This is a genomic window from Nocardia sp. NPDC101769 (assembly GCF_044766925.1).
GTDB lineage: Bacteria > Actinomycetota > Actinomycetes > Mycobacteriales > Mycobacteriaceae > Nocardia.
Genome location: NZ_JBIWMX010000150.1, coordinates 1 through 1,153, shown reverse-complemented (window position 1 = coordinate 1,153; position 1,153 = coordinate 1). Strand labels below are relative to the sequence as shown.

The 1,153-nt window shown below is 63.7% G+C and carries 1 protein-coding gene; it reads left to right on the top strand.

The window, feature by feature from the left end:
* The first annotated feature begins 216 nt into the window (after positions 1-216).
* The gene (locus ACIRRA_RS46070) at positions 217-1,110 is read left to right on the top strand and encodes an esterase/lipase family protein (protein ID WP_402782518.1); all 894 of its coding nucleotides are present in this window, start codon (positions 217-219) and stop codon (positions 1,108-1,110) included.
* Positions 1,111-1,153 lie beyond the last annotated feature (43 nt).

Genomic DNA, 1,153 nt, shown 5'->3' with positions numbered 1-1,153 from the left:
AACCGGCCATTACGGGGGTGGCGGGCTCACCATATTTCCCGCGTATTCAGCGTCATGCGCTGAAAGTGTGTCAGGCGTGGCACAGCTTGTGGCATTCGCGGACCGCCTCCTACAGGTGCTGAATTGCCGCAGCCGTTGTATCGTCCTGTGCTGGTGCGGGATTCGCACGCGGTCGGGGGTCGATCACGAAGATGATGTCGAAGGGCTGTCGAAAATATGAGAATCGCAGCGAAGTTCACGACCGCGCTTATCGGTGCGGGCACCGTCGCAATGATGGCGGCGGGGCCCGCTGTCGCCGCGCCGGACACCGGTTCCGGGTCGGCGGTCATCCCTGCGGGCAACACGATCGAACCGCCCATCGACTGCACTCCTGACTCCGCGCACCCCCGTCCTGTCGTGGTGTTGCCGGGCGGGGACGGAACCACTGCCGATACCGCGGCTCAATGGAATACCATGCTGACCACCTTGCGCGGGGCCGGCTACTGCGCGTTCTTGTTCCAGGGCGGGATCATCAACGGCAACCGCTGGACCGGCGACATTCCCAGCGCCGCACGGCAGGTCGCGGACTTCGTGACCAAGGTGCGCCAGGCTACCGGAGTCGATCAGGTCGATATCGTCGCGCATTCGGCCGGAACGATCGTCAGCAACTATTTCCTGAAGGTCCTCGGCGGTGCCCCCTCGGTTGCGCATGCGGTGTTCCTCACCCCGGAAACCCGGGGTTGTGACGGTGCCGGTTTCCTTGCCGCGTACGGAATCAAGAACTCACCCATCACACCCGTACAGGTGGTCGCTGCCCTGCCGTTCCTGAGCACCGTCCTCGCCGCTGTCGCACCCGACAAAGCCAATGCCGTCCAAATGATGTCCTCCTCACAGGTCTACCAGGCCATCTTCGATGGCCAGGTCACCCAGCCCGGTGTCCGCTACTCGGTGCTGTCGACCCGCAATGACGAACTCGCCACACCAGCCACCGTCTGCTCGGTACTCGACGAACCGGGCGTGAGCATGAACTTCTACGAGGACCTGTTCCCCGGAGCCGCACCGGTCGGGCACTCCAGTCTGCGATCGAGCCCCGACACCGCGAATTGGGTAGTCCAGCAACTCCAGGCCTGAAACCGTCTGGCACAGCTAGCCATCTCGACGGGCTTGGTTCTCG